The following is a 19,168-nucleotide window of genomic DNA, read 5'->3' on the forward strand; positions in this document are numbered from 1 at the left end:
AACTTAACCTCTTTTACGGCGATAAGCGGGTGATACCCGGGGCGGAGCGACCTCCTGCACAGGCATTACGGTTGCAGCAAACTCTTTCATCACACGGCGATAAACATCACGTTTGAAGGACACCACCTGACGCACCGGATACCAATAACTGACCCAGCGCCAGCCATCAAACTCCGGAGTACTGCTGCGTTGCATGTTGATATCGGCTTCATTACACATTAACTGTAGTAGAAACCATCGTTGTTTTTGGCCGATGCACACCGGCTTTGTATCCCAACGCACCAAACGCTTGGGTAATTTGTAACGTAACCAGTTACGGGTTGAAGCCAGAATTCGGACATCCTTTTTGTGAAGTCCTACTTCTTCAAAAAGTTCACGATACATTGCCTGCTCTGGTGTTTCGCCGGGGTTTATCCCCCCTTGGGGAAACTGCCAAGAATGCTGACCGTAACGCCTGGCCCACAACACTTCTCCCTGCCGATTACAAATTACGATACCCACGTTCGGGCGGTAGCCATCATCGTCGATCACCGGACTACCTCGATAAGCTTAAAACTCAAAGATGCTCTGATTGTTTCACACTAGCAACAGGCGGTAAACCACTGCTTATCAGCCAGCCAAACCTGATAACTCTGGGATAACTCACAGATATTAGCAAAGTTATAAACACCCTAAGGGTCAGGCTCGACATTTTATTCACTTTTTCTGTGGATATAGGTGTGTAGAACTCAGGGGAAAAGCAGGTACAACTCATTTTAACGTAATCATACGACAAAAATATCTAAAAAAATAAGCTATTGATTTCAACAAAATAACAGGTTCCACACAGGTATTCATGGTACTAAAATGTGATCTAAATCCGTTTTGGATCTGCAATTGGCTAAAGATCCATCAATGTAGTTTTTATCCACAGATAATGAGGTAAAGTTATGCAAAAAAGGGGGAAACTCGCAAAAAAAGCGGTCGTCAAGGCTGTAAATTGAACCAGTGATCGTGATTTACTGAGGTTATCCAATAAATCTGTGGATAAATAGGTGTAAGATCCTGTTCATTATTGCTGTCAGCAGGTGTACAAGATAATCAAAGTAAAAGTTTTTCCTCCGTGGAAGGAAAGAAAACTTCCTTTAAATCATGCTATTATTCATTTCTGCTGCACTGAATAACAATACATATACCGTCACTTTTAATTCAGCTTGTTTTTTAACCTACTTTAGCAGGTTTCCACTAATGTCTGTTTATTCACTGCCACCGGCACCGCCCGTCGATGAACATCAACTTTTTCAACGTGCTCAGGCCTTGTCGGGTTTTACCCTAGGCGAGCTGGCAGCCCGTGCTCAATGGGTCATCCCGGCAGATTTAAAGCGAGTAAAAGGCTGGGTTGGCATGCTATTGGAGTTCTATCTGGGGGCCAGTGCTGGCAGTAAACCTGAACAAGACTTCGCTGATATCGGTATTGAGTTGAAAACTATTCCTATCAGCGCTCAGGGTAAACCATTGGAAACCACCTTCGTTTGCGTCGCTCCGCTGACCGGTAATAGCGGTATCACATGGGAAAGCAGCCATGTACGACATAAACTGGCCAGAGTCTTGTGGGTACCGGTCGAAGGGGAACGACAAATCCCCTTATCTGAGCGTAGAGTGGGTGCTCCCTTGCTGTGGAGCCCGAATGCAGAAGAAGAAGAGTTACTGCGTCGCGACTGGGAAGAGTTAATGGATCTTATCGTTCTGGGCAAAGTAGAAACGATCACTGCCCGTCATGGTGAGGTATTACAATTGCGCCCGAAAGCCGCTAATAGCCGTGCACTGACAGAAGCTATCGGCGAACACGGGCAACCTATCATGACCTTACCCCGTGGTTTTTACCTGAAAAAAACCTTTACCGGCCCAATGTTGGCCCGGCACTTTTTGCTTTAACAGATAAATCCTATTATTCCGATTAATGAATAAATGCGTATAATTATGTTTTTGTGTTTCCGTAAGGTCTAAAGCGCAATGTTTGAATGGATTGTCGATCCAAATGCCTGGTTGGCGCTAGGTACTCTGACTATTCTTGAGATTGTTCTCGGAATAGACAATATTATTTTCCTTTCGTTGGTGGTCGCAAAATTACCTAAAGCGCAACAAAACAAGGCCCGCCGTCTAGGTTTGGCAGGAGCCATGTTAATGCGCCTGGCCTTGCTGGCCTCAATTGCCTGGGTTATCCGTCTAACTCATCCCCTGTTTACGGTGATAGGTCACGATGTCTCCATGCGGGACTTGATCCTGTCACTGGGGGGGTTATTCCTGATTTGGAAAGCCAGTAAAGAAATTCATGAAACCATTGAGGGTAGTGATACTGAACACACCAGTAATGTCAGCTCTTTCTTCGCTGCCATCGTGCAAATTATGCTACTGGATATCATATTTAGCCTGGATTCGGTAATAACGGCAGTCGGGCTGTCGGATCATCTGTTTATTATGATGGCAGCTGTGGTTATCTCTGTGGGCGTGATGATGTTTGCCGCCAGGCCAATTGGCGAATTTGTTAATCGTCACCCATCAGTCAAAATGCTGGCACTGTCTTTTCTGATCCTGGTCGGCTTCACGCTGATGTTAGAAAGTGTCCAGATCCACATTCCAAAAGGCTACATTTACTTCGCCATGTTCTTCTCAATGGGGGTTGAAACCCTGAATTTGATGCGCGGAAAAAAAAACAAGCCTACTAATAAAAAAGCATAATGTTCTCGGGTGCGGTTCGCCACACCCATTTCCCGTTTTTTTCCACACTTTTGTCTTGTACGCTTCCCCCTGTCGCGCCGCTTGGTTATAGTCGGATAAGGCGGGTTTGACTTAGCCTGATAATTTCAGACATTAAGGAAGGTCGGCAATGCAATATCATCGTATCCCCCACAGTTCATTAGAAGTCAGTCTGCTGGGTCTGGGCACCATGACTTTTGGTGAACAAAATAGTGAAGCCGATGCCCATGCTCAACTGGATTATGCCGTTGCAGCCGGCATTAACTTGATCGATACCGCAGAAATGTATCCAGTCCCCCCAAGGCCAGAAACCCAAGGGTTAACTGAGCGATACATTGGTAGCTGGATAAAAGCACGCGGTAACCGAGACAAAATCATTTTAGCCAGCAAAGTCTCCGGGCCATCACGAGGTAGTGATCAACCGATCCGCCTTAATATGGCACTGGACCGGAAAAATATCCGCAGCGCGCTGGAAGATAGCCTCAGACGCCTCAATACTGATTATCTCGATATTTATCAATTACATTGGCCACAACGGGAAACTAACTGTTTTGGTAAATTAAGTTATCGCTACAGCGAACAAACCGCCGTGGTTACTTTGCTTGATACATTAGAAGCCCTGAACGAGCAAGTGCGAGCCGGTAAAATCCGTTATATCGGCGTATCAAATGAAACGCCCTGGGGCGTGATGCGTTATCTGCAACTGGCAGAAAAACATGACTTACCGCGCATTATCTCAATTCAAAATCCCTACAGCTTGCTTAACCGCAGTTTTGAAGTGGGTTTGGCCGAGATAAGCCAGCATGAAGGCGTTGAGCTGCTAGCTTATTCCAGTCTGGCATTCGGCACCCTAAGCGGCAAATACCTTAATGGCGCAAAACCTGCCACGGCCCGTAATACTTTATTCAGCCGTTTCACCCGTTATACTGGGCCACAAGCCGAATTAGCGGTCGCTGAGTATGTTGCACTGGCAAAACGCCACGGTCTGGATCCGGCGCAAATGGCACTGGCTTTCGTACGGCAACAACCCTTCGTTGCCAGCACACTGTTAGGTGCAACCACGTTGGAACAACTGAAAAGTAATATTGATAGCCAAAATGTCGTATTGAGCCAGGAAGTGCTAAATGCATTGGAAGAGATCCATACTCGCTTCACCTTCCCTGCACCTTAAGCTGCGCCAGGTCCAAATAGCCAATGCGGCCTCAGACGGCTGACGAACCCCGATGACTCGATGTTAGGCGGTGAGGATAGGCAGAAGAGTAAAGCGTCCGCGCCAGGGATGGGTTTACGGCGTCTTTACTGCCTACCTGTTCTCTCCGTGGTGAGCACGTTGTCATCAACCTCAGGCCGCAGATGCGGCCTGTTCAGTGATTCAATGATTCAATGATTAAACTGCTTTGCGCCGTAGTTGCCGCCACTGCCATGCCCACAGCAGAGCAATAGCCAGTGCGAATATCACGCCGAAGCCGACACCCACGGCTACCACCGGCGCACCCAGTTTTACCACCACCGAGTATAGCCCCAGCATCAACAGCATCGCGGTATTCTCACCCAGATTCTGCACTGCAATTGCATTCCCCGCCCCGACACTGTTTTTACCACGTTCTTGTAACAAGGCATTCAGCGGAACCACAAAGAAACCGCCTAAAACCCCGATAATAATCAACAGCAGATAAGCCATTGGCATACTGTGTTGCAGTGAGAAAATCGCCACCACCACACCAATCAGTACACCCGCAGGTAAACAACGTTTCACGGTTTTAAGTGTCACAAAGCGGGCCGCAGCACCCGCCCCAACCACAATCCCAATTGCCACCATGGCATTGAGTAGCGTCGGAGTGGCGTTATCGGTAATCCCCAATGCGACGGGTACCCACAGCACTAACAGGAAGCGCAGCGTTACCCCTGCGCCCCAAAATAGGCTGGTTCCCGCCAGTGAGAAACGGGTTTCACTATCACGCCATAGGATCTGACCCGCGGCGAAGAAGCTGCTGGTCATCGCCCAAGGACGCCATGAACTGCCCGAACGGGCGGCGGCTAAACGTGGGATAAATAAGTTGGCAATCACTGCAATGGCGTACACCAACGCACACAGACCTAACGCAGCAATTAAATGCCAGTCGGCCAGCACACCACCGGCAACTGAACCGATTAAAATAGCCGCAATGGTCGATGCCTCCATCATACCGTTCGCTTTAACCAACTGCTCGCCAGAGGTGATTTCACCCAGAATGCCATATTTAGCCGGCGAATAAGCCGCTGCGCCCACGCCCACCAGGCTGTAACCCAGAAACGGATTTAAACCAAAGCAGATAACCAGTGCGCCAGCCAATTTCAAGCCGTTAGCCACCATCATCACTCGCCCTTTGGCAAAACTGTCGGCAATCTGCCCGACAAATGGGGCCAAAATAATATAGGTCGCGACAAACGCCATTTGTAAAATTGGCTGGCTCCAGTCGGGGTATAGCTGCTGTTTAATTAATGCCAGCGTGGCAAACAACAAAGCGTTATCACCAAAGGCCGAGAAAAACTGAGCACAAAGTACCGCAACCATCCCTTTTGATAACAAAGGCTTATCTGTTAATTCTGGCTGACTCATAAGCTCATCTCCGGGTCTTGTGCCATTTTACTTAACGTAACAAAGTCAGGTTTACCGCTACCCAGCAGGGGCAAGGCTTTCACCAGCCGAATATCACGCGGCACGGCCAACTCTGGCACACCGCCCTCTCGTGCCACTTTAATCAAGCGTTCGCGGGTAATCTCACTGTCGGTGGTAAATAGCACCAAGGCTTCACCTTTAGCGCTATCAGCTTTAGTCGCCGCCGCATGTTGCCCTTCCGGTGAAATTAACAGTGCAAGCTGCTCGACACTTTCGAGTGATACCATTTCTCCGGCTAATTTGGCAAAACGCTTTATCCGCCCTTTGATGGTACAGAACCCTTGCTCATCAATGGCAACAATATCACCGGTGTCATACCAACCGGCCTCAAGCTCACCCTGTGCATTTTCAGCGGAGGGTTGCTCCAGTACACCCGGATCCTCTACCCGTAGATAGCCACACATAATATTAGGCCCACGTAATTGCAAACGCCCGCCTTGTTCTATACCTGGCACCTTGATCAACCGGGACTCCATTCCTGGCACAATGCGCCCTACGGTATTCACTTTCGCCGCCATAGGGACGTTTATAGCCACAACCGGGGCACATTCAGTGACGCCATATCCTTCCAGAATGCGAATGCCAAATTTATCCTGCCAAATCTGTTTAGTGCTATCGGCTAATTTTTCAGCGCCAGCGACCACATAACGCAAACGGGCAAAGTCATACGGATGGGCAAAACGGGCATAATTTCCGAGGAAGGTAGAAGTGCCGAATAACACGGTGCAGTTACGGTCATACACCAATTCGGGGACTACGCGATAATGCAGCGGATTCGGGTAAAGAAATATGCGGCTACCGGTCATCAACGGTGTGAATAATCCAACCGTCAGGCCAAAAGCATGAAATAACGGCAGTGATGACATAAAGCGATCTGCGGGGATAAAGTCAGCAATGGTGCGGATCTGTTCGACGTTTGCCAATATACTGGCATGTGAATGTACCACGCCTTTGGGATTACCTTCCGAGCCGGAGGTAAACAAAATCAAAGCACTATCGTCTGCCTGCTGTGGCACCATCGCCCGCAGTGGGCAACATAAATGGAATAAAATCCATAATTTATCCGCTAAGGTAACCGTGTCTTTTACATCTTCCAGATAGACCCAGTTTGCCTCAGTAACCTGTTCCGGCAAATGTGTCAGCTTGCCTTTTTCCAGAAACTGACGCGATGTGACGATAGTTTTCAATGACGCGGCAGTAATCGCACTCTTTAGCCCTTTGGCACCCGAAGTATAATTCAGTAGGGCCGGAATACGGCCACTTACAGAGGCACCCAAAATCGCCGCCGCCGTGATGGTGGCATTCGGTAGCAGCATCCCAATATGCTCACCCTGCACCGTAAAACGTTGCAGAATACGGCTGACGCCAAGGATTTTCTTCAGCAGAGTGTGATAACTGTCTTCTTTAAAAGAAATATCTTCGATGCAGGGTTTAAAACGCCCGTAACGAGCTTGTGCTGACAGCAACGCTTCAAACAGAGTTTGCCGTGGCACAATCGCCATACGTGCCGCCATCATAATGGCATGTAACTGTTCACCTGCCAGCACCCGGCGGTCGCGCGAGCGCGGAGCTTGTGGCATGGGTAACGTGGTCGCCGGTAACACATGAATGCTAATTTTTGGGAACCAGCGTACTTTCAGAACCCCCCCCGCGCGGCCAAAGCGACTAAATTCAGGGCCTTCCAAGCGGATCGGGACAACCGTAGCACCTGATTTGGCGGCAATAAATGCAGCACCATCATAGATTTTCATCAATGAACCGGTCACGGTGATACGCCCTTCAGGGAAGATCACTACCGGCCTGCCCTGTTCCACCATCCTGACCAAATGTTTGATTGCCATTGGTTTGGTAGGATCAAGGGCCACAAAATCGACATAAGGTTTCAACCAGCGCATATACCAGCTTTCAGTAACACTGGTATAGACAGCAAAAACCGGCTTGATCGGTAGAAACAGCGCTAACAAAGCACCATCAAGGAAAGAGACATGATTCGGCGTAATAATCAGTTTTTGATGGGTGAACTGGTCAGTGACACCATCAATGGTGACACGAAATAGCCAACGAAAAAGAGTGCGCAGCAAGCGATAAGCCATGTCTATTTCTCTATAACTCAATGAATAAGAAGGGGAGAGAATACTATAATAGTGACTTACATATCGTTAAGAGGAGGCTGATAATTGCGGCAAAGAGCAGAAATAAAAAAAAACCTACGCATCTGCGTAGGTCGGTGCAAATAAAAAACGGGCTTTTAATACACAGCGTATGTTGATTATTCACCAATTAATACCTCTGGGATGACTACTGTATCCGTTTCTGTGAGGCGACAGCCAGCATACAATCGCAACATTTACGCGCAAAGTGTAACCAGTAGTGCACATGGTCAGAAACGCGAAATAGGTTTGTAATTCATAGAAGTGCAGAGCCTATTAATACAGCGCGACTTCAACTAAACAACTCATCGCATTTGGGCCTTGGGTCAGGCGTGAGGTACCAATATCCAAAGTCAGCACATTGGGGTTACCAGATTGTTCTACTTTATGCTGCTTGCCACCAAAGCCGGGATCAAACCAGGCACCGGTTGCCATCAATACCACCCCACGGGTAACCCCGTCGGTGATACGAACCCCCGCCAAACAATTACCGCGTAAGTTGCTCACCTGAACCTGACTGCCCTCGGTAATTTCACGACTGAGAGCGTCTTGCGGATGCATATACAGCGTTTCACGGCCTGCGGTTTTATTGCCCTGCGCCAATGGCGCGGGATCAAGCTGGCTATGCAGACGATCCTCCGGTTGAATAGAGATAAGATGCAACGGCCACTGCTTAGCCTGCGGGGCACCCAACCATTCGACCGGCGGCTGCCATTCAGCGTGGGGGGCAAAATCGTCATACTGATAACGGGCAATCTTCTCACTGAATAACTCGATTTTGCCACTTGGGGTCTGAAGCGGATTAGCCTGTGGATCATCGCGGAAGCTATCAAAGAAGACGAACTCTTTCTGTGGTGCCGGTAAATCAACATGACCGCGTTGCCAGAAAGTATCAAAATCAGGCCACTCCACCCCGTGTGGGTGTTGTGCCACACCGCACTCTTGATAGATATGCCGGATCCACGCCATTTCATCACGATGCTCGGTAAAAGTATCGCGATAACCCAAGCGTTCAGCCAGATCGGCGAAGATATCAAAATCGTTACGAGCCTGATGTTGTGGCGCAATCGCCTGATGCATTGCCAAGACATAACGATCCCGTGACGACCCGCCAATATCATTACGTTCCAACGAGCTGGTTACCGGTAGCACGATATCGGCCATTTTAGCCGCCGGAGTCCACCAGATATCCTGCACAATGACGGTATCCGGTTTTTGCCACCCCTCCACTAGCCGATTCAATTGTTGATGATGGTGGAACGGATTCCCACCCGCCCAGTGCACCAGATGAATATCCGGATAGGTGTGGGTTTCCCCCTGAAACTGGTAAGACTGCCCCGGTTGCAGCAACATGTCACAAATCCGAGCCACCGGAATAGCCAGCCCTGACGGGTTTTTACCCACCGGCATACTGGGTCCAGGGGTGTCTATACGTGGATTACCGACACCATTCATGGAGCCATGACCAAATGAGAACCCCCCGCCTGGAAGCCCCACTTGCCCCAACATGGCTGATAACGCAATAACCATCCAATAAGGCTGTTCACCGCGATGTGCACGCTGTACCGAGTAGGAACAGGTCATAAAGCTACGCACACCGATAAGTTGCTGCGCCAATTTTGAAATTCTTGCCGCCGGAATACCGGTAATTTCACTGGCCCAGTCCGGTGTTTTAGCAATACCGTCACTCACCCCACGAATGTAATCAGCTAATTGCTCATAGCCCACACAATGGGTGGCAAGGAATGCTTCATCCTGGCCGTCAAAACGCTGGATTTCATAAGCCAGTGCCAGCATCAGCGCAACGTCGGTATTCGGGCGAATCGGTATCCATTCCGCATTAACAAAGGCCGGGCAGTCGTCGCGCATCGGGCTGATGTTAATCACCGGCGTACCTTTTTGTGCCAGTTTCTCCAGCCAGGGTTTTAATGAATGTTCAGCCGAACCACCGGAGGATACTTGGGCATTTTTCAGTGCCAGTCCACCAAACGCGATAAACAGCTCGCAATGCTCTACCACACTCGGCCATGACGTTACCCTGCCGGTGAGTGGGCTAAAAGTACCAATCACATAAGGGAGAAAGAACTGTGCTGAACCCCAACTGTAATTGCCCAGTTGATCAACACCGCCGCCGCCGCTGAAATAGAAACGTCGGACTAATGAGCGGGCATGATGTAAACGCCCGGCAGAAGACCAGCCATAGGAACCCGTAAACAGCCCGGAAGGGCCGTATCGGTCCCTGACCCGACGATTTTCTTCTGCGACCAGATCCAGCGCGACATCCCAGTCCACCTCAACAAAGTCTTCCCGCCCACGCAGAGTGCGATCACTTTTCTCCCGCTGCTGTAGCCATGAACGGCGTATTGCCGGTTTGCGGATACGTTTATCGGAATAAACCATCGGCGTGATGGATCCTAATAACGGTGAAGGGTTAGGATCATCGGCAAATGGCTCGCAGCGGATAAGTTTGCCATCTTCAACTACTGCGGTGTAAGCGCCCCAGTGGGCAAGCTGGGGGTAACGGGTGATGGACATGGCAATCTCAGGCAGTAAAATAGAACATAAAAATAACACTCACCCAGTCATAAAACCAAAGCACAATTTTGACTAACTATAATCATTTTGAACGAAGAGGTTATTGGCGAAAGCGCGAGCAGGCGGCGAAAACAACAGTTAATGCGCCTAATTTCCTTTTCTTTGGTTTTTTCTCACCAAGTTGCGATCATCCCCCCTTGCGGATGGCCCTGTTTTCCGCAAAACTGAGTGATGTAAGCGATTACCCTGAAAATATCTGGAAGAAAAATGGCCACTATTAAGGATGTAGCCAAGCTGGCGGGTGTTTCCGTCGCAACGGTATCTCGTGTTATCAATAATTCTCCTAAGGCCAGTGAAACATCACGTATGGCGGTATGTAACGCCATGGAACAGCTGCAATATCACCCAAATGCCAATGCCCGGGCGCTGGCTCAGCAATCCACCGAAACCGTGGGCATGATTGTTTCTGATGTATCCGATCCGTTCTTTGGTTCAATGGTCAAAGCAGTAGAGCAAGTCGCTTACGCCACCGGTAATTTCTTGCTGATTGGAAACGGTTACCATGACGCAGAGAGAGAGCGCCAGGCTATTGAACAGCTAATTCGCCATCGCTGTGCAGCACTAGTGGTTCACGCCAAAAAATTATCCGATGAAGAATTAACGTCATTAATGAAGCAAATTCCCGGAATGGTGTTGATTAACCGCACTCTGCCCGGTTTCGAAACCCGCTGTGTCGCATTAGATGATCGTTATGGTGCCTGGCTGGCAACCCGCCATCTCATTCAACAGGGTCATAAGCGGATAGCCATTATTTGCTCCAATCATCAGATTTCTGATGCTATTGATCGCCTGCAAGGCTATCTGGATGCACTAAAAGAATTTGATATTCCAGTGGATGACCGCTTAATTTCTTACGGTACGCCGGATGAAATAGGCGGCGAGCAAGCCATGACTGACCTGCTTGGTCGGGGTAAAAATTTCACCGCCGTCACCTGTTATAACGACTCCATGGCCGCTGGCGCATTGTCGGTTCTCAGTGATAACAGCATCGAAGTACCGCAAGAGATCTCACTGATCGGTTTTGATGATGTATTAATTTCCCGCTATCTGCGCCCTCGGTTAACCACGATCCGTTACCCGGTAGTGGCGATGGCAACACAAGCCGCCGAATTGGCACTGGCGCTGGCCAACAAAACCCCACTGCCAGAAATTACTAATATGTTCAGCCCGACGCTGGTGCGCCGCCACTCTGTCGCCAGCCCACAAACGCCAACAGATGACTGAGTGGTTCGCGGGTTGGTGACAAGGTGCCTGCACGGAGAGAACAGGCAGATGGTAAAGACGCCATCAGGCTCGAGCCGTGTCATCCCTGGCGCGGACGCTTTACTTTTCGGCCTATCCTCACCGCTTCAGATCGAGTCATAGGGGTTTGCCTACCGTGTCAAAACTAGATCTGTTCTAATGCAATCAGTTCTTCGATGGTTTGCCGACGGCGGATTAAACGTGGCTGTCCTTGCTCAAACAGCACTTCTGGCAATAGCGGGCGGCTGTTGTAGTTAGAAGACATCGACGCCCCATAAGCTCCGGTATCGTGGAACACCAGATAATCGCCTATCTGAGCCGCAGGCAAGGCTCGGGTTTCTAATCCCCCCCCCGCTTCTTGAGTGAATACGTCACCTGACTCGCACAGCGGGCCACCAACCACGGTCTCAATCAACGGCGCAGACGTGAGTGAGCGCCCATCAGCAGGCAGCAATGAAATATGGTGGTAACTGCCATACATTGCAGGCCGCATCAAATCGTTAAAACCGGCATCGACTAACACATAATGCCGACTGCCCATATTTTTAACTGCCCGCACTTGTGCCACTAACACCCCTGATTCTGCTACCAGGAAGCGGCCCGGCTCAATTTCAAGACTGACCGGATGGCCCAAATGCGCGGCAATTTGCTCGCGGGCTTTATTCCATAAGCCATAATAATGCTCGGTATCAATTTCATCGTCACCAACCTGATAAGGGATCGACAGCCCGCCGCCAGCAGAAATAGCGCTGATATCCTGCCCAAGAGTAATGACCTGTTGCACCATGGCATCACAGACTTGCTCCAAATGCTGATAATCAACACCCGAACCAATGTGCATATGAATGCCTATCAGCGTTAAACCGTATTGCTTAATTTTATTAATGGCTTGTGGCAAATCTTGATACCAGATGCCGTGTTTGCTGTTTTCACCGCCGGTATTGGTTTTTTGGCTGTGGCCATGGCCAAAACCCGGATTGACCCGCAACCAGACCGGGTGACCGGCTGCATGTTGCCCCAGTTGATCCAGCATATCGATGGAACCGGCATTAACCGGAATACCTAACTCCGTCACCCTTAATAAGGTTGCCTGATCCAGTAGATCCGCAGTAAACACAATTTCAGCTGGTTCTTGCCCCGGTTGAAAACCGGCATGTAAAGCGCGTTCAATCTCACCCAACGAGACTGAATCAACCTTGACCCCTTGCTCACGCATCAAGTGCAGAATATGAATATTCGAACAGGCTTTCTGAGCAAAGCGGATCACGTCAAAGTGCCGTAATTGATTGATACGTTGAGTAATAATTCCGCCATCATACACCCACACCGGGCAACCAAAACGTTCAGGCAGAGCAATCAGATTTTGAGCGGTCAGTGCCGATGAAGTATCGTGAAGTGAGCGTGGCATGGTTATTTCCTGGTAATTAAATTATCAATATGTTGGGCGAAAGAGAGTGATTTCGCTGATAGGTTATTATTAACCATCGAGGACTTGTTAGGAAAATATCTATTTACCCTCAGTCTATTCATTTATGATATGGGTTAGATTAAATCGTCGCCCGTTCAGGAGTGTTGTGATGCCCGCGATTTCCCTACGACAAATTGAGATTTTTCATGGTGTCATGACCACCGGTAACCTGACGGAAGCCGCCTTACTACTCCAGACATCACAACCCACGATCAGCCGTGAACTGGCGCGCTTTGAACAATTGATTCAATTAAAACTCTTTGATCGTGTGCGTGGCCGCCTTTACCCAACGGTACAAGGCTTGCGATTATTTGAAGAGGTTCAGCGCTCTTATTACGGCCTTGACCGTATCAGACAAGCCGCTGAGGGGATCCGCCAATTCCAACAGGCACAGTTGTCGATTGCCTGCCTGCCTGTGTTTTCTCAATCATTGCTACCTGCGGTGTGCAAACCCTTTATTGAAAGCTACCCGGAAGTCAGCTTGAGTGTTATCCCACAGGAATCACCGTTATTGGAAGAGTGGCTTTCGGCTCAGCGCCATGACCTTGGCCTGACCGAGAATACCCAGACCCCGGCAGGCACCTTGCGCCATGCACTGATGACCGTTAATGAAGTGTGTGTATTGCCTGGCGACCATCCATTGCGAGCAAAAGCGCTACTGACACCGCAAGATTTCCAAGGTGAGAATTTTATTAGCCTGTCAGTAACCGACAGTTATCGCCAGTTACTGGATAATCTGTTTAATGAACAAGGAATTAGCCGCAGGTTGGTGCTGGAAACGCACAGTGCAGCATCGGTATGCGCCATGGTGCGGGAGGGAGTGGGTGTATCAATCGTCAATCCACTTACGGCATTAGATTACATCAGTAAAGGTAATACCCAAGGCGTTTGCGTACGGCCATTTAGTGTCGAAATCCCTTTCACTATCAGCCTGATACAACCAATGCATCGTCCATCATCAACCTTGGTGGATACTTTTATCGAGCATTTGAAACAGCAGGCAATCACTTTCCAGCAGCGTCTGGATACCGTGATTGCCCAGCAATATTAAGTTATCCCTTCAGCTTTCACCTTACTGGCACGCGCACGGGAAAAGGTAAACAGACACAACAGCAATCCCATAACCGCCAGTGCGGCGGCGGCCAAGGGGACGGCTGTCAAACCTAGCCCACCAGCAATCACCACACCGCCAACCCATGCGCCCAAAGCATTGCCGACATTGAACGCCGCAATATTGAGCGTGGAGACCAGGTTAGGCGCTTTTTTGCCATGAGTGACCACGTTGATTTGCAATGCAGGCACTGCAGAGAATGCCGCCGCCGACCACAGGAACAGTGTCACTTCCGCCGCCAGTAAAGAATAACTGGTCCAACTGAATAGGGCAGAAAGCACCGCAATAAGCAGGAAAGTCATCGCCAGGCTGACGGATAAACGCCAGTCAGCCAGCCACCCTCCGACAATATTACCCAGTGTCAGCCCCACGCCCATCAACAATAACGTCCAACTGACACCATGTTCAGATACCTGCGTCACTTCTATCAGGATTGGCGCGATATAAGTAAAGAGGGAAAACATGGCGGCGGCAAAAAAGACCGTCATCAGCAAAGACAACCAGATACCGCCACCACGCAAGGCAGCAATTTCCTTACGTAACTCGGTAGGTGCCTCCTGCTGAGAGGAAGGTAATTTGCTGTAAAGCGCGGCCAGTGAGAACAAGCCGATGACTGAGACGACCCAAAATGTCGAGCGCCAGCCAAATGCCTGCCCCAGAGCGGTCCCCAATGGAACGCCGAGTACATTGGCCAGCGTTAGGCCAGTAAACATCAGCGCTACCGCTGAAGCCCGCCGATTTGGCGCGACCAGATTAGAGGCAACCACCGCACCAATGCCAAAAAAAGCACCGTGGCACAGCGCCGTAATCACTCTGGCCAACATCAGAAAATCATAGCTATATGCCAATGCGCACATGATATTACCGATGATAAAGATCACCATTAACAGTAATAATGTCTTTTTACGGGGTAATTTGGCGGTCAGTACCGCCATGATAGGTGCGCCAATAGCGACTCCCAGCGCATAACCACTGATTAACCAACCGGCAGTTGGGATCGAAATGTGCAAATCGCCCGCGACCTGAGGCAGCAACCCCATGATCACAAATTCGGTAGTACCAATCGCAAAAGCACACAGTGCCAATGCCAGTAGCGCAACAGGCATGATACACGCTCCCAGTCAGACAATATCTCGCCGCCATCAGTGACAGGCAAATCAAATTGTTGCCAGTAATAATGAATTAACCGGCAACATGTAGTTAGTAGCAGACTTATAGCAAGGCAGCAAATAAATAAATCCCGGTGAGTTGACTCATGTCAGTGATTCGGGTGAGTAAATACAGCTACAACGTCAAGTAGGCAGGGGGTTGGTAGCAAACCACTCCACCAGGAAATCCAACATGGTCCTCAATGTGGCTGGCATTTGCCGCCGTGAAGTATAGATACCGTAAATACCCATGGCTTGCGGTTGGTAATCAGGTAATAACTTTATGAGTTCACCGCTGGCAATATAAGGAGCGGCAGAATAGCTGGGCTGCAAAGTAATACCCGCTCCCTTTAAGGCTCCGCTCAGCAACACAACCGACTCATTGGCGCTCAAATTACCACTCACTGCGGTGGATGATTTAACGCCATGCTGGTCAAAATGCCACAAGCTTTTGCCAAAATAGGAATATGTCAGGCAATTGTGTACCGCCAAATCATGGGGTGCTTTCGGTATCCCCCTGACAGATAGATAGCTCGGTGAGGCACAGACGACTGAATGACAAGTCGATAACGGCCGAGCTATCAGGTTAGGGTCTAACTCATTAGTAATGCGTAATGCCAAATCAATACGCTCTGCTACCAGATTTATAGCCCGATTATTCATTTGTAAATCCACTGCGACCTGTGGATAACGGCTTAGATAATCGGTTACTGCAATCACCAATGCGCTCTGCCCCAGAGACTGAGAACAACTAATTCGGAGTAAACCCCGCAATTCGTCACTTCCCTGCCCCTCAACCACACCCATATCCTGAGCAAACTCAAGCATACGGCGACAGCGTTCGAGTGTGGCTTCTCCGGCATGGGTCAGACTCAATTTTCGAGTTGTCCGATGCAATAATCTCGCCCCTGCCCACTGCTCCATCTCCGCCAAATAGCGTGTCACCATTGCGCGCGACATCTCTAATGCTTCCGCAGCAGCAACCATACTACCTCGCTCAACAATCGCGACAAATACCTCAGCGGCAGTGACCCTATCCATGATTAGCTCGATTTAAGCAACAAATAATTGCTTATTATCGGGTTTTTCTATCGATATATGCAATCTATTATCTAACCCATACCCCAGTCACTCTCAGGAACTAACATGTCTAACAAATCGCTATTACAGATGAGCTTCGCCAGCCTGGTGATTTTATCTGCTGCATCAACAGCTAACGCGGCCGAGCCGCTGAAAATGGAAGTCTATAATCCAGGGGAAAAAAGCATCTTCCCAGTTTCTTCTGAAATTATTACTGGCAAGACTGAAGTTGTTTTGATTGATGCACAATTTCAACGCAATGATGCCGAAGCTCTGGTCAAGAAAATCCAGCAAAGTGGTAAGAAACTGACCACTATTTATATCAGCCAGGCAGATCCTGATTTCTATTTCGGCCTGGATGTCATCACCAAAGCGTTCCCACAAGCTAACGTGCTCGCAACACCGCAAACTATCGAAGAAATCGAGGCCACCAAAGACGGTAAAATAGCTTATTGGGGGCCGATTTTGAAAGAAAATGCACCAACTCGAGTGATTGTCCCACAACCGCTACTTGGCAAAAGTTTCACCATTGATGGGCAAACAATTAACATTGAAGGGCTCGATGGCCCATCCCCGGAGAAAACATTTGTCTGGATCCCATCATTGAAAGCGGTTGTGGGCGGTGTCGCTGTCTCTGGTAATATCCATTTATGGGTGGCTGATACTCAAACAGTTGAATCACGCCAGCACTGGCTGACAACATTGGAAAAGATTAAAGCATTAAAACCAGTGACAGTGGTTCCGGGGCATTATCTGGGTAACGCGCCACAAACATTGGCATCAGTTACCTTTACTCAAAATTATTTAACAACATTAAATGCAGAGATTCCTAAAGCCAAAGACGCTGCTGCACTGATTGCCGCCATGAAAAAACATTATCCAGAGCTGAAAGATGAATCCAGCTTAGAATTAAGTGCCAAGGTACTGAAAAAGGAAATGAAATGGCCGCAATAAAGTTACATTACATTTTCGATCCGTTATGTGGTTGGTGCTATGGCGCGGCATCACTGGTACAGACAGCGCAAAGCATTCCTGAGCTGACATTAATATTACACGGTGGCGGCATGATGTCCGGGTCCAATCGCCGCCAGATAGATAACCAATGGCGTGATTATGTTATGCCCCATGACAAACGGATTGCAGAGCTGAGCGGACAACATTTTGGTGACGCTTATTTTAATAATTTGTTGAATGACACCTCAGCAATTATGGACTCCACTCCCCCCATTACAGCTATTTTGGCGGCAGAAGAGCAGGCCAGGCGCGGAGCTGATATGCTTCATCGTATCCAACAAGCGCATTATATAGAAGGCCGCCGTATCGCAGATACTCAGGTATTAACTGAAATTGCTGCTGATATTGGCCTGAGCAGTGACGCGTTTATCCCCGCGTTCAAAACCGCCCAGACAATATCTGCCCAGCATATTGCTGAAAGCCGCGCTTTACTGGCTAATGTACATGGCCACGGCTTCCCGACATTCGTGCTGCAAAATAAACAGGGAAAGATGACCGTTTTGCCGATAAGTGAGTATTACGGTAACCCGACAGGTTGGGCCGAGAGACTAAAAGTCAGTATGGCGCGCTAAACATTAACAGAAACCTCCTACTAATACCTGCGGAGGTTTCTATTTATCAGCTCGAGTCAATAAACGCAAACTATCGACAGGATGCCCTTGAGATTGCTCTAAAAAAATAGTATTCCTATTTAATCTATAGAAAATAGGATGACTTATAGTATATGGCGTATTAAGAAAGTCATTTAGATACTTACTATCATCATTGTTTATTATTGAGAGCGCCAACACCTTGCCGGTGAAAATATTATTACTAACATCTAAAACACTAAAAACAATATCTCGCCTCGCCTTCACTCGGTGGCTAGCATCGTAAACATCAGCAGATGATTTTATTTCTCTCTCCATAATATTGATTCTTGAATAAACATGATAACTATTAGGCGAATGATTAAAACAACAATTCACCTCCCAATAACCTTCAATATCCTTCATTGGATGGATATAAGAATAGACTCGCCCGAAGCATATCCCAGGCTACCGGCTAAAAAAACGCTCACACAGATAATTAATATCATTTCTTTTCGCATATCAATTCTCCCTCCTGATATTTACAAGCAACATAACCACCACTCTTTATTTTTTTTAGAAAAACATAGGGTTCTTTCTGATAAGAAGATAAGAAGATAAGAAATCCTTATCGCGAACATCGTCCAAGCCTATTAATATTGGCGAATTTTTAATGTCTATTATTTTAATTTGATAACGACTCGAGGTAATTTGAAATGAAGTGAAAAAACAAATAAAAGAAATAACCAGTATAGCGACTTTATGAGGGGACTTAACAAACCCCAAACATGATGATATTATTTTAAATTTAATATCATCAATTAAATCACCCTCAGTAACTAACAGTTCTTGTAGTAAATTATTTGAAATAAAGTCGGGTTTAACACCAATACAATACCCTTTTTTGGGAATTGTCGTGACTAGCTCATGCTTCTTATCATCTAATGCATTACGCAAATTACTAATAGTTTGTGTGAGTGTATTATCTGTAACATAACTCCCCTCCCAGACTGCCTTTTCAAGGTCCTCACGAGAAAGAGATGATGGATAGTGGTGACACAGTAAAAACAACAGTTCTGATTCTTTATTTCTTATTTTAACCATACTGCCACCTTTATTAATCATTCTTTTTTTCGGAGTGAATATAATATCCCCAATCAGTATTTCATCCATTTGCCTGCTCATCCTTAAAATAATTCCACAAAGATAAACAGAAATAACACTGACTCACATTCACTCGCAAGTATCAATAAATTCAAAAACTACAGATTTCATGAAAAAATGAAATTATATATAGAAAAAATAGTTACATATAAAAGTCTATCAATAAATATCAATCACTAACAAAAAATATCCATTATCACATCATTAGTATTGAGGTATGCTTTAACAGCTC

16 protein-coding genes and 1 pseudogene are annotated in these 19,168 nt (G+C 47.9%); 8 read left to right on the forward strand and 9 right to left on the reverse strand.

Going from position 1 to position 19,168, the window contains the following annotated elements:
• Window positions 1–3 precede the first annotated feature (3 nt).
• Window positions 4–531 (reverse strand): RNA pyrophosphohydrolase, encoded by a 528-nt coding sequence (gene rppH / locus AEP37_RS06930; protein WP_049611803.1) that lies wholly within the window; start codon window positions 529–531, stop codon window positions 4–6.
• 696 nt (window positions 532–1,227) lie between these two features.
• On the opposite strand from rppH, the gene mutH reads away from it, so the two are divergent.
• The 3 genes from mutH to AEP37_RS06945 all read left to right on the forward strand — a co-directional run bounded on the left by mutH (window position 1,228) and on the right by AEP37_RS06945 (window position 3,907).
• Window positions 1,228–1,914: a DNA mismatch repair endonuclease MutH gene (gene mutH, locus AEP37_RS06935; RefSeq protein ID WP_049611805.1), complete on the forward strand. Its 687-nt coding sequence runs from the start codon at window positions 1,228–1,230 to the stop codon at window positions 1,912–1,914.
• A gap of 78 nt (window positions 1,915–1,992) precedes the next feature.
• The gene (locus AEP37_RS06940) at window positions 1,993–2,718 is read left to right on the forward strand and encodes a TerC family protein (protein ID WP_049611807.1); all 726 of its coding nucleotides are present in this window, start codon (window positions 1,993–1,995) and stop codon (window positions 2,716–2,718) included.
• Between the two features lie 148 nt (window positions 2,719–2,866).
• Complete coding sequence (locus AEP37_RS06945; protein WP_049611809.1) at window positions 2,867–3,907, forward strand: NADP(H)-dependent aldo-keto reductase; 1,041 nt, start codon at window positions 2,867–2,869, stop codon at window positions 3,905–3,907.
• A 216-nt stretch (window positions 3,908–4,123) separates the two neighbouring features.
• Here the strand turns inward: AEP37_RS06945 and lplT are convergent, their stop codons facing one another.
• From lplT to AEP37_RS06960, 3 genes are all read right to left on the reverse strand, one after another.
• Window positions 4,124–5,335 (reverse strand): lysophospholipid transporter LplT, encoded by a 1,212-nt coding sequence (gene lplT, locus AEP37_RS06950; protein ID WP_049611811.1) that lies wholly within the window; start codon window positions 5,333–5,335, stop codon window positions 4,124–4,126.
• Window positions 5,332–7,488 carry a bifunctional acyl-ACP--phospholipid O-acyltransferase/long-chain-fatty-acid--ACP ligase gene (aas, locus tag AEP37_RS06955; protein ID WP_049611813.1) on the reverse strand — a complete coding sequence of 719 codons (2,157 nt, stop codon included), beginning with the start codon at window positions 7,486–7,488 and terminating at the stop codon, window positions 5,332–5,334. Before aas ends, lplT begins: the two co-directional genes overlap by 4 nt.
• A gap of 333 nt (window positions 7,489–7,821) precedes the next feature.
• Window positions 7,822–10,080 carry a molybdopterin guanine dinucleotide-containing S/N-oxide reductase gene (locus AEP37_RS06960; protein WP_049611815.1) on the reverse strand — a complete coding sequence of 753 codons (2,259 nt, stop codon included), beginning with the start codon at window positions 10,078–10,080 and terminating at the stop codon, window positions 7,822–7,824.
• Window positions 10,081–10,148: 68 nt separating this feature from the next.
• On the opposite strand from AEP37_RS06960, the gene AEP37_RS25995 reads away from it, so the two are divergent.
• Both AEP37_RS25995 and galR read left to right on the forward strand, forming a co-directional pair.
• Complete coding sequence (locus AEP37_RS25995; protein WP_156168544.1) at window positions 10,149–10,361, forward strand: hypothetical protein; 213 nt, start codon at window positions 10,149–10,151, stop codon at window positions 10,359–10,361.
• On the forward strand, window positions 10,348–11,364 hold the full coding sequence (gene galR, locus AEP37_RS06965) for an HTH-type transcriptional regulator GalR (RefSeq protein ID WP_049611816.1): 1,017 nt from the start codon (window positions 10,348–10,350) through the stop codon (window positions 11,362–11,364). The genes AEP37_RS25995 and galR overlap by 14 nt, the downstream gene beginning before the upstream one ends.
• A 163-nt stretch (window positions 11,365–11,527) precedes the next feature.
• On the opposite strand, the gene lysA is transcribed toward galR, so the two are convergent.
• Window positions 11,528–12,790: a diaminopimelate decarboxylase gene (gene lysA, locus AEP37_RS06970; protein ID WP_049611818.1), complete on the reverse strand. Its 1,263-nt coding sequence runs from the start codon at window positions 12,788–12,790 to the stop codon at window positions 11,528–11,530.
• Window positions 12,791–12,959: 169 nt separating this feature from the next.
• Here lysA and AEP37_RS06975 point away from each other — a divergent pair, with 169 nt between their 5' ends.
• Entirely contained in the window at window positions 12,960–13,901 is a 942-nt protein-coding gene (locus AEP37_RS06975) for a LysR family transcriptional regulator (protein WP_049611820.1), read from the forward strand.
• Here AEP37_RS06975 and AEP37_RS06980 read toward each other — a convergent pair.
• Together AEP37_RS06980 and AEP37_RS06985 are read right to left on the reverse strand one after the other, a co-directional pair.
• Entirely contained in the window at window positions 13,898–15,067 is a 1,170-nt protein-coding gene (locus AEP37_RS06980; RefSeq protein ID WP_049611822.1) for an MFS transporter, read from the reverse strand. The two genes, AEP37_RS06975 and AEP37_RS06980, sit on opposite strands and share 4 nt — an antisense overlap.
• Before the next feature lie 186 nt (window positions 15,068–15,253).
• Window positions 15,254–16,150 carry a LysR family transcriptional regulator gene (locus AEP37_RS06985; RefSeq protein WP_049611824.1) on the reverse strand — a complete coding sequence of 299 codons (897 nt, stop codon included), beginning with the start codon at window positions 16,148–16,150 and terminating at the stop codon, window positions 15,254–15,256.
• 105 nt (window positions 16,151–16,255) lie between these two features.
• On the opposite strand from AEP37_RS06985, the gene AEP37_RS06990 reads away from it, so the two are divergent.
• Together AEP37_RS06990 and AEP37_RS06995 are read left to right on the forward strand one after the other, a co-directional pair.
• Window positions 16,256–17,143 carry an MBL fold metallo-hydrolase gene (locus tag AEP37_RS06990; protein WP_049611827.1) on the forward strand — a complete coding sequence of 296 codons (888 nt, stop codon included), beginning with the start codon at window positions 16,256–16,258 and terminating at the stop codon, window positions 17,141–17,143.
• Window positions 17,131–17,775 (forward strand): DsbA family protein, encoded by a 645-nt coding sequence (locus tag AEP37_RS06995; RefSeq protein ID WP_049611829.1) that lies wholly within the window; start codon window positions 17,131–17,133, stop codon window positions 17,773–17,775. The genes AEP37_RS06990 and AEP37_RS06995 overlap by 13 nt, the downstream gene beginning before the upstream one ends.
• A 39-nt stretch (window positions 17,776–17,814) precedes the next feature.
• Here AEP37_RS06995 and AEP37_RS07000 read toward each other — a convergent pair whose 3' ends face one another.
• Both AEP37_RS07000 and AEP37_RS07005 read right to left on the reverse strand, forming a co-directional pair.
• Window positions 17,815–18,111 carry a hypothetical protein gene (locus AEP37_RS07000; RefSeq protein ID WP_235801383.1) on the reverse strand — a complete coding sequence of 99 codons (297 nt, stop codon included), beginning with the start codon at window positions 18,109–18,111 and terminating at the stop codon, window positions 17,815–17,817.
• Between the two features lie 166 nt (window positions 18,112–18,277).
• A pseudogene (locus tag AEP37_RS07005) lies at window positions 18,278–18,945 on the reverse strand (winged helix-turn-helix domain-containing protein).
• Between the last annotated feature and the right edge of the window lie 223 nt (window positions 18,946–19,168).

It is taken from the genome of Yersinia pekkanenii, from assembly GCF_001152565.1.
Lineage (GTDB): Bacteria > Pseudomonadota > Gammaproteobacteria > Enterobacterales > Enterobacteriaceae > Yersinia > Yersinia pekkanenii.

Coding starts and splice junctions, on each gene's coding strand:
- mutH (WP_049611805.1), top strand. CDS start 1,228: ATGTCTGTTTATTCACTGCCACCGGCACCGCCCGTCGATGAACATCAA.
- AEP37_RS06940 (WP_049611807.1), top strand. CDS start 1,993: ATGTTTGAATGGATTGTCGATCCAAATGCCTGGTTGGCGCTAGGTACT.
- AEP37_RS06945 (WP_049611809.1), top strand. CDS start 2,867: ATGCAATATCATCGTATCCCCCACAGTTCATTAGAAGTCAGTCTGCTG.
- lplT (WP_049611811.1), bottom strand. CDS start 5,335: ATGAGTCAGCCAGAATTAACAGATAAGCCTTTGTTATCAAAAGGGATG.
- aas (WP_049611813.1), bottom strand. CDS start 7,488: ATGGCTTATCGCTTGCTGCGCACTCTTTTTCGTTGGCTATTTCGTGTC.
- AEP37_RS06960 (WP_049611815.1), bottom strand. CDS start 10,080: ATGTCCATCACCCGTTACCCCCAGCTTGCCCACTGGGGCGCTTACACC.
- galR (WP_049611816.1), top strand. CDS start 10,348: ATGGCCACTATTAAGGATGTAGCCAAGCTGGCGGGTGTTTCCGTCGCA.
- lysA (WP_049611818.1), bottom strand. CDS start 12,790: ATGCCACGCTCACTTCACGATACTTCATCGGCACTGACCGCTCAAAAT.
- AEP37_RS06975 (WP_049611820.1), top strand. CDS start 12,960: ATGCCCGCGATTTCCCTACGACAAATTGAGATTTTTCATGGTGTCATG.
- AEP37_RS06980 (WP_049611822.1), bottom strand. CDS start 15,067: ATGCCTGTTGCGCTACTGGCATTGGCACTGTGTGCTTTTGCGATTGGT.
- AEP37_RS06985 (WP_049611824.1), bottom strand. CDS start 16,150: ATGGATAGGGTCACTGCCGCTGAGGTATTTGTCGCGATTGTTGAGCGA.
- AEP37_RS06990 (WP_049611827.1), top strand. CDS start 16,256: ATGTCTAACAAATCGCTATTACAGATGAGCTTCGCCAGCCTGGTGATT.
- AEP37_RS06995 (WP_049611829.1), top strand. CDS start 17,131: ATGGCCGCAATAAAGTTACATTACATTTTCGATCCGTTATGTGGTTGG.
- AEP37_RS07000 (WP_235801383.1), bottom strand. CDS start 18,111: ATGGAGAGAGAAATAAAATCATCTGCTGATGTTTACGATGCTAGCCAC.